We start from the raw sequence: 332 nt of genomic DNA on the forward strand, positions 1-332 counted from the left end.
TACACCGTGGTTGTGCACACCCCAGCCTGCGCGGCAATCTCGGCAACACTATATGAGCCGGCCATAAGCATCTCGTAGATCACGCGATGCTTATGCATCATCGAGACCTTCGGGTAGTGCGATTGGTGCTGGATCTCAATTCCGGCTTGTCGCGCCCACCGCCTGACAGTTGGTGAGGGTATCCCTAACTCACGTCCAACTGCGCTTGCTGATGCCCCGTTGGCGATGTGTTGAAGCGCAATCGGTTTGATGGCACTGTATTTCGTTCGGCGGGTTTGCTTCACTACTTCTCCTGGTCGAAAGTGGTGATGCATTCACCGCCTGAACCTACC

1 protein-coding gene is annotated in these 332 nt (G+C 55.4%); it reads right to left on the reverse strand.

The window, feature by feature from the left end; translation table 11 throughout:
* Positions 1-314: helix-turn-helix domain-containing protein (locus tag ADM64_RS05605; RefSeq protein ID WP_241486319.1), on the reverse strand; the 314-nt coding region annotated here is incomplete at its 3' end.
* Positions 315-332: the final 18 nt, after the last annotated feature.

The organism is Corynebacterium sp. 401_CJEI (assembly GCF_001076435.1).
In the GTDB taxonomy this organism is placed as follows: domain Bacteria; phylum Actinomycetota; class Actinomycetes; order Mycobacteriales; family Mycobacteriaceae; genus Corynebacterium; species Corynebacterium jeikeium_D.